General features: G+C 33.4%; 12 protein-coding genes and 1 pseudogene. 5 read left to right on the plus strand and 8 right to left on the minus strand.

Annotated elements, in window-relative coordinates; all coding sequences use genetic code 11:
* Window positions 1-131: 131 nt before the first annotated feature.
* From FTT76_RS17010 to FTT76_RS17025, 4 genes are all read right to left on the minus strand, one after another.
* Entirely contained in the window at window positions 132-377 is a 246-nt protein-coding gene (locus tag FTT76_RS17010; RefSeq protein WP_111885987.1) for a type II toxin-antitoxin system RelB/DinJ family antitoxin, read from the minus strand.
* Window positions 378-551: 174 nt separating this feature from the next.
* Window positions 552-752: a hypothetical protein gene (locus FTT76_RS17015; RefSeq protein ID WP_163146734.1), complete on the minus strand. Its 201-nt coding sequence runs from the start codon at window positions 750-752 to the stop codon at window positions 552-554.
* Between the two features lie 555 nt (window positions 753-1,307).
* Entirely contained in the window at window positions 1,308-1,634 is a 327-nt protein-coding gene (locus FTT76_RS17020; RefSeq protein WP_005108845.1) for a hypothetical protein, read from the minus strand.
* Entirely contained in the window at window positions 1,624-2,055 is a 432-nt protein-coding gene (locus tag FTT76_RS17025) for a hypothetical protein (RefSeq protein ID WP_005108844.1), read from the minus strand. The genes FTT76_RS17020 and FTT76_RS17025 overlap by 11 nt, the downstream gene beginning before the upstream one ends.
* Window positions 2,056-2,161: 106 nt before the next feature.
* Here FTT76_RS17025 and FTT76_RS17030 point away from each other — a divergent pair, with 106 nt between their 5' ends.
* On the plus strand, window positions 2,162-2,476 hold the full coding sequence (locus tag FTT76_RS17030; RefSeq protein ID WP_005108843.1) for a hypothetical protein: 315 nt from the start codon (window positions 2,162-2,164) through the stop codon (window positions 2,474-2,476).
* A 182-nt stretch (window positions 2,477-2,658) separates the two neighbouring features.
* On the opposite strand, the gene FTT76_RS17035 is transcribed toward FTT76_RS17030, so the two are convergent.
* The 4 genes from FTT76_RS17035 to FTT76_RS17050 form a co-directional block, all read right to left on the minus strand.
* Complete coding sequence (locus FTT76_RS17035) at window positions 2,659-2,802, minus strand: hypothetical protein (protein ID WP_180190647.1); 144 nt, start codon at window positions 2,800-2,802, stop codon at window positions 2,659-2,661.
* 12 nt (window positions 2,803-2,814) lie between these two features.
* Complete coding sequence (locus FTT76_RS17040; RefSeq protein WP_257225953.1) at window positions 2,815-3,363, minus strand: plasmid replication DNA-binding protein; 549 nt, start codon at window positions 3,361-3,363, stop codon at window positions 2,815-2,817.
* A gap of 59 nt (window positions 3,364-3,422) precedes the next feature.
* Window positions 3,423-4,355 carry a replication initiation protein RepM gene (gene repM / locus FTT76_RS17045; RefSeq protein ID WP_180095380.1) on the minus strand — a complete coding sequence of 311 codons (933 nt, stop codon included), beginning with the start codon at window positions 4,353-4,355 and terminating at the stop codon, window positions 3,423-3,425.
* Between the two features lie 622 nt (window positions 4,356-4,977).
* Window positions 4,978-5,274: a hypothetical protein gene (locus tag FTT76_RS17050; protein WP_179991840.1), complete on the minus strand. Its 297-nt coding sequence runs from the start codon at window positions 5,272-5,274 to the stop codon at window positions 4,978-4,980.
* Between the two features lie 306 nt (window positions 5,275-5,580).
* Here FTT76_RS17050 and FTT76_RS17055 point away from each other — a divergent pair, with 306 nt between their 5' ends.
* The 4 genes and pseudogenes from FTT76_RS17055 to FTT76_RS17070 all read left to right on the plus strand — a co-directional run bounded on the left by FTT76_RS17055 (window position 5,581) and on the right by FTT76_RS17070 (window position 7,690).
* On the plus strand, window positions 5,581-5,949 hold the full coding sequence (locus tag FTT76_RS17055) for a LysR family transcriptional regulator (protein WP_179991841.1): 369 nt from the start codon (window positions 5,581-5,583) through the stop codon (window positions 5,947-5,949).
* 252 nt (window positions 5,950-6,201) lie between these two features.
* Window positions 6,202-6,345 (plus strand): annotated as a pseudogene (locus tag FTT76_RS17060) (transposase); the annotation flags it as partial.
* Window positions 6,346-7,099: 754 nt separating this feature from the next.
* Entirely contained in the window at window positions 7,100-7,396 is a 297-nt protein-coding gene (locus FTT76_RS17065; RefSeq protein ID WP_004787583.1) for a type II toxin-antitoxin system RelE/ParE family toxin, read from the plus strand.
* A gap of 3 nt (window positions 7,397-7,399) precedes the next feature.
* Window positions 7,400-7,690, plus strand: coding sequence for an addiction module antidote protein (locus tag FTT76_RS17070; protein ID WP_004787581.1), 291 nt, complete (start codon window positions 7,400-7,402; stop codon window positions 7,688-7,690).
* The last annotated feature ends 174 nt before the right edge of the window (window positions 7,691-7,864 follow it).

Here is a 7,864-nt window from a genome sequence, read left to right on the forward strand (position 1 = left end):
CAATGGCTTTTATGGCTTCAGCTTTAAATTCTGCGGTGTAAGTCTTCTGTTTCTTGCTCATGGTAAACTCCTAATGAGTATGTATAGTTTACCAAGTTAAACCCTCCTGTTTTTTAAGCACACATCAAAGCTTATAAGTCATCTAAAGTAATTTCCTCAAACATTTCTTTAGGATCATTAATACGTTTACGAACAATCGCTAATAGCTCGGTATCCTCTTCTGAGAGTAAGGCTTTTTGTACAGGGAGTTTCCCAGTCGCTGCAATGTATTCAAGGACATTTGTAAAAAACTCAGTAGGTGCAATACCTTGTTCTCTTAGAACTGAATAAGATTTTTCTTTAAGGGCTTCATCGACCCTGAAGTTAACAGTAGCCATTATTTTTCCCATTTATTGAATGCATAGGAATATTGTAATGCAAGTTGCATTACGTGGCTAGTTCGTATAATCCGTATTATGTTAATTTCAGAGAAACTATTACAAATAGAATATTACTTTTATATTCTCAAATGAGCCGCTATCTTTCTTAAAAAATACTATAAATAACTGTTATTACTGATTATTATTTTTTAAATCAGGGCGAATTTTATAAATATTATTTTGGAGTTCAAAAATATGACTGAGAGCTTTTCCTATCAGTAAGATATTTTCTCTATTTTCTAGTGATGGATCTGATTGAATCTTACTAGGAATACTGTCTAATAATATTGCAGCTTGATACAAATCATCATTTATTTTTTTTAATTGATCCATTTTTCTCTTCTATATATGTTGGTAAGGATCCCAATCATATTACATTGAGATCCTGATTTATTAGGCCGTGGTATATCTTGTTGTAGCTTCTCTAGTTTCTGAACTAAAAAGGTTTAATAATCTATCCGATGATGGTACAGGAAGATTTGGTGGATTCCAATCACCTGTAGTGATGCATGTATTTAAAGAGTTTCCACACTCTGACATTCCACCGCTACCAGCAGACCCATAGACATCAATACAGTCTGCATAATATTCTGCACACATCACAATTCTTTCGTTAAATAATATGAAGGCGTTGTAGGATCATATGCAAGAGCAAGACTACTAGTTATTATTGTACTAATTAGAACTATTTTTTTTAAGAACATAAGAAAATTGCAAAAGTGCATATTCTAAAAGCGGACATTTCTACTTTGGGCTTACATCTAAGTTTCGTATAACCGCCATTATGTTAAATGGAGGTTAGATTGGTGGAAAACTCCAGTTTTTGAAACTTCAAATAGAAGCTCTTTCGTTCAATTAGTAATTGTAATTTCTATATAAATTTATATTCTATTGAATAATTATTTCATAAATTCTCCTATCATATTTGGCTGCATATGTAGCTACTTCTTGATTAATCTTTTTATGACTTTTATCTACATATGAAAAGATTATTGAATCCTCATTATGCTGCTCATAGTTGATGGCGTATTTATATTCCGAATAAGGATAAAGAGTACCTAAGCTATAAGTTTTTTGAGCACTGATATAAGTTATTTTAAGATCTGTGATTGGGGCATTGGTCCAATTTTTAATAGAAATATATCCATTCTTTTCTAATGGTTGGCATCCTATAATTAAAACTAATGCAAGACAGTAAAATAGGCTATTCTTCATTTTGGTAGTTCTGTTCAATTGGTCTTATGAGTCGACTAATAACTATAACTTTTGAGGTATCACAGCTAGGATCTACTTCAGTTATCCAAGAATAATTATTTTTTTCTAGAGGATAGGATTCTCCGCCTCCATATGCTGCTTTATCACCTAAAAAATAAGTATCCGAATCTACTTTTAGGCTCTTAGTTTCCATATCCCAATCTAGAGTTTTTGTAGCAAAAATTGGCAGAACTTTAGATCCATCAGCATGTTCTAGGTATAGGCATTTACCTTCCCTAATAAGCTTAGCCTCACTATAACTTGCATTATCTGCTCCCCCCGTATATTGAATACGTGGAACAACTATATTTGATTCAATTTTTTCTGTAACTGGACTACAGGCTGCAAGTAAACTTAATAAAATAAATTCTAATCTTTTCATATTAAAGGAATTTTTTGATAAAATCATAATAGAGAAATTAAAGCAAATTATTCCAAAAGGCTCTGATTAAAAATTGTTAAAATTAATAGATATATGAGATAAAATTATGAAAAAATTTTTATATTTTAATTTCTTAGCAATTATTTTGACCTACGTATCTTTGCTTTATCAAAAAAATATATTAGTTGACCGCATAGTTGTAGATAAGCTTGGAGAAGTTGAAGTCATAGCTGGGGGATTTCCTCTACAGTTCCTTATAGATGGTGAAACCTCTCCAGTCGGAAGTATAAGTATCAATCCTTTATTTATTTTCATCGGCATGGATCAATTTGTTTTTCTCAATTTTTTTATTGATTATTTATTTTGGATAAGTATTTTATTTGCTTTTTCTATGATTGTGAAAAAGTACAGAATTGTATAGATCTCCTAAAATTAACATAATACACGTTATACGAAATGCTCTTTATTTCTCTTTAAAATTCAGTGTTTTATGTTGATGTAAAAAGCCCAATCCTTCCCGATTGGGCTTTTTCTTTGATTTATCACGTTCCACGCCTAATAAGTGATCAATGTTTCACAGTTTTAATTAGCCCAATTGAATAATCAGGATGCCTGGTCTTTTTCTTTTTGGCGTTCATCCAGCTCTTTCTTCAGCACTTTTTTATCCTGGTACGATGCAATCAGCATGATCGGGATCAGCAGCGGGGCCACAATAATGCCTAGGGCAATGTCTTTCAGTTTCGGCATGATCTCTCTCCCTTAGTCATTATCAAAAACAGCATTCAGCACACGGCCAAATAAGCCACGTTTTTTTAATTGAGTTTGATGTTGGTTATCTAATTTTTTTTGAACTTTCTGTTCTTCAGGTTGAGTGTTTATTGCTTGAGTATCGGCTGTATTTGTAGCGATAGGAGTCGTTTGTTCATCATCAACTCTATCATCAGTATTGGACTGTTCTAAATTACCTTTAAATTCTATTCTATGAGTCAAATCTTCAATGTGTTGCATCAAGGATTTTTCTCGCTGATTCGCTAAATCTAATTGGCTTTTAAGCAAATTAATTTGATCTTTTAATACCTGTTCAATTTCAGAATGAACTTGTACAGGGACATTCTTTTGAACGTGTTCAGTACGTGTACTTTGCTGTACGCCAATAGGATTACCATAAACTCTGATGAGTTCTGATAAATCTATTAGACCATCATTATCCCTTGATAGTTCACCATTTTTTAAAGCTTCATAGATGGTAGTTCTTGATTTTTTGAAAGCTTTACTAGCGTCCATTACGCTAAATTTTGTAGTGTTCAATACAATCCCTCTGTTCATGTACAAGGATGTTCAGATGAACATATTACTGAACATTATCTTTATTTTGTTTGAAAGCCAACCTTTACTAGATATGGGTATAGTTCTTTAAATTTTTCAGCATCTAATAGCATTTCGGCAATTCGTACAGCAAATTGCGGATAGCTTTCGGTGCCTTCAGAGTACTTACTCATTTCAGGCAGTTCTGATAATTTATTAGCAAATAAATGGCGCTGAGCATCTGTTAACTTGGTGAAAATATCTATGGTGTTTTGATCTCTAGCTTCTTGATTAGTTTTGTTAACGGTTTTCTTTTGCTTGAATGAGAATGAAAAGCCATAAATTGAACGCCCTTTTTTATGCTGCTCATACTTAACAGCGATATCTGTAAACTCATTAACTTGAGCTATGGCTAGGTGTAAAACTCTATCTTTAAAGTTCCCCATTCTTGTGTACTCATCATCAAGCACACCAATTTTTTTTCTAAATTCTTCAAGCTCTATAACTGGAGTTTGCCCAGTGCTACGCCATGCGATTAATAATTCATATAAACGTACAGCATAAGCACTACTGAGATTACTCACTTGCTGTAATTCATACTTAGTAAACTGTTCTTCGAGCTTAGTAATTAATGGAACAATAGCAGGTGCAAAAATTAACTTAACAGTCGCTTCAGCATCAATATAACGAATCTCACTAACCCATCGACTTAGTACGTTTTCGATGTTTCCTCGTTTATTTATTTCTTGATAGCTAAATTGTCTAGCAAATAAATCTTTTGAAGCATCCTTTAATGCTTGATAGGCAGTCTGTCTTGCAACATTGAATTGATTAATATAACTCTCTGCGTGGACTTCTAAAGGGTTGTTTGCATTAATTCCTTTCCCACTTTCTCTTGCTTCAACAATAGCTAAAAGAATAAGCCGCTGTTCAACTAGATCTAGGTTATAGCTTGCGTTAATTAAAGCATTATCTTTTACAACTAGATCTCGCATGTTATTAGTCTACTTTTTTATTTCTGAATATAAATCTATATAAAATATTATGTAGTTAAATGCAAGGTAAACGTAGTTGAATCTACAAAAAATAATATGTAGATTTATGGTAGGTAAACGTAGTCATATTGGTAGGTAAACGTAGTCATATTGGTAGGTAAACGTAGTCATATTGGTAGGTAAACGTAGTCATATAGCCTTTGAAAGTATTGCCAATAAAGGCTTTCAGCGCGTCTAAAAGTATTTAAAAACTTTAAAATAATTAAAAGCCCAGGAAAGGAAAAATTGCCCTTGGTTTTCGCTACGCTCAAACTCTATTGAATCTCGCTTTCGCTCGATTCGTTGGGGCAATTTTTTGGCTCATTGGGTTGTGACTTTAAGAAAAAGCAAAAGCAGCTCGGAATTCGCTTCGCTCATGAGCTTTTTACTCGCTTTGCTCGATCTAGGGTCAATTTTCTGCATGTGATTTACGCTTATTTAGGCTTCACAGCCTAAAAAGCAGTTTTTCAGGGGGTCTAAGCGCGAATTTCAGCGATTTCACTCGTAGACACTCGTTCTGTACCTTTCTTTATTAATCGAGCTGTAATCGCAATTAAAGCACCTTTAAAGGCATATTATTTTTTTAAATAAGATCCTTTCCTGTTGTATGTGGATCATAAGAAAAAGAGGTTTGCTGATTTCTTCCAGCTTTGGTCTCATTTTGGGAAACTTTGATGTTTTGTGTTTTTCCCTGGTGCGGCATTTTTTCGCTGATGCCCATTTTCTGCAAATTTCTTAATAACGCACTGTAAGAAATATTGTTGGCGAGATCTGGTAAATCTGCATGTATTTCTTTGATGGTGTAGCCTGCTTTTAACCGTTTTTCTATTTCAGGCAAAGCCGCAGTGATGAATCTTTTTGCTCCATGTCGAGTAACCATTTAGATCTCCTCATTCCTATTTTTATGCGATTAAGTGCAATTATATGCGATCAAGAGCTTTTATATGCAATTATAAGCTTTTAAGTGCGATTATAAAATTTTATAAGCTTTTAATCTCTTTTATGTGCGATTATATGCGATTAAGTGCGAAACCTAATTAAGGTGAAACAGGCAAGATGTGTAATGTTGGTCAACATGCTAGCATTTTGACACCCATTACTCCTGCTTATTCGCTTTTCAAGCTCAACGTGGAATCTTGTCCTGCGGAGCTTTTGGCATAGCCAAATGACAATGGAAATGATGAAAATGAATGAAAAGAAAAAGCCAAAACGGATACGCCAAAAGATCATTAAAGTGGTCGTAACTGATGAAGAAAAAAAGCAGATTGAAGCAAATGCTGCTCAGGCTAATTTATCGGTTTCTCAATATGCACGTGATTTGGGTTTAAGCTATCAGCCCAAAAGTTTGATAGATGTTCAATCGTTTCAGGAAATTCGTAGCATAAAGGAGGATTTCAACAAGATTGGTGGTTTGTTGAAAAATCTTATGAGTGGTGAGGTGACTGATCCGAAAGAGATCCAAACAAAATTAAATGGCTTACTGTTGGACTTATCCAAAAATCAAAATTTGCTTGATCAGCTACTGACTAAAGTAAGATCCAAGATCAAGTTTTAAAAAAAGTGTATGGTCTGTTGCCTTGTATAGTGGCGTTAGCCGCCACTGCGTATAAGAGATTTTATGTTAATCAGATGATTAAAAGGCCCGTAAATAGGGCCTTTCGTATAACGTGTATTATGTTAATTTTTAGTTAATATAAAATTTAGATAGCTTCTGCAACTAATTTTAAAGCTGATTTAATTTTTTGCTTATTCTCATACATTTTTTTGTCAGCTTGTTCTGCTGCAAAATATAGCCCACTACTGGGATGCCTCCTATAAGGCAAGACATCTGATCGAGAAATTTTTTGCCAAGCTCAAGCAGTATCGTGCCATTGCCACACGCAATGATAAATTGGCTCAAAACTTCTTATCAGCGATCTACCAGGCTTCAACAATCATCTGGCTTAATTGATGACACACCCTAAATATTTCTAGAATATTCTCTTAAAATCTCATACACCCTAATTTTATCTTCATATATAGTTTTCTCTATCACTTCATTGATCTCTTCATTCGTCCACTTTTGAGACTTAGCCCTACAAATGAATATTGATTGCAAAACAAATTTGTGCTCACCTTTTCTCAGATAGAGATTCTTTACTTTTTTTTCCATAAGAAACAATTAAATAGCTTACTCCTTCTAAATTCTATACCAATTAGAAAAACTTCACTGTTAATTAAAACTTAATAAAATCCTAAACTTGCAAAATAATCTAAATATCAGTTACTTAATGATCAGAAAAATATTATTATTATTGTATTACTAATGTTTAATATTTGTTGTTTGTATGTTCTGGATTCTTATAGCAGTTCTAGTTTTGATTAGTACACTATTAATTATTTCTATGGTGAAGGAATATCTTAAAAATCCTTTCAGATAAATGACTCAATTTTAATCCATTTAACATAATAGAGGTTATACGAAACGCAATTTAAAATATTATTGTTTTTCATATAGTTATAAAATTTTGACTGACTTCAAAAACAGTAAAAAGCCGACTTAGAAACAAGTCGGCTTTTTTATGAGCAGGTTTGATACCTTTTGCCAAGAACATAGGTTATTAAATAATCAATTGATAAAATATATTCTTATTATTTCATTTACTCATAAAATATATTCATTATAATGTTGTGTATTCGATCGAATACAATAAAGAGGAACTTTCATGACCGAGATTAAACGTCTCCCTGAATTTGATGAATGGCTAGATAGCATTAAAGACAGTATGACCCGTCTTAAACTGAATCGAAGATTAGATAAGGTTCAGCGTGGTAATTGGGGCGATGTAAAGCATCTTCAAGAAGGTGTTTGGGAAATGCGAGAGTTCTTCGGACCAGGTTGGCGCATGTATTACATCAAACATGGTGATGTAATCATTGTGATGCTTGGAGGTGGTGATAAATCTACACAGCAAAAGGATATAGAACGAGCTGTTGATTTATCAAAATCTTTAGAGGATTGAAAAATGGTTAAAATAGCTGATCTACCTAGCTTTGACATGGCAGAAGCACTTAAGAGTGAAGAAGATATTGTAATGTATCTTAATATGGTTCTTGAAGAGAATGACCCTGCTGAACTAGCTCATGCACTTGGTGTAATTGCTAAAGCTCGTGGTATGACTCAAATCGCTAAAGAAGCAGGAATTGGACGTGAAGCACTTTACAAAGCACTCCGTCAAGATTCAGCACCTCGTTTTGATACGATTAATCGTGTAGTAAATGCTTTAGGTCTAAAACTAACTGTGCAGAATGCATAACTATTAATAAAATTTTGTCTAAGTTCCATCTTATTTAACATAAAATCTTGATGTGTGCTGAATTAGCAGGAGACTTTCACTTGGGAGATTCTAGGCAGCTAACCGATAAAAGTCTTCTGCCATTTGATTTGGTGTCTTAAAATCCAAGCCTTTTTGAATTCTTCGCTGATTATA

The sequence above is a fragment of the Acinetobacter sp. YH01009 genome, assembly GCF_013420765.1.
Classification (GTDB): domain Bacteria; phylum Pseudomonadota; class Gammaproteobacteria; order Pseudomonadales; family Moraxellaceae; genus Acinetobacter; species Acinetobacter amyesii.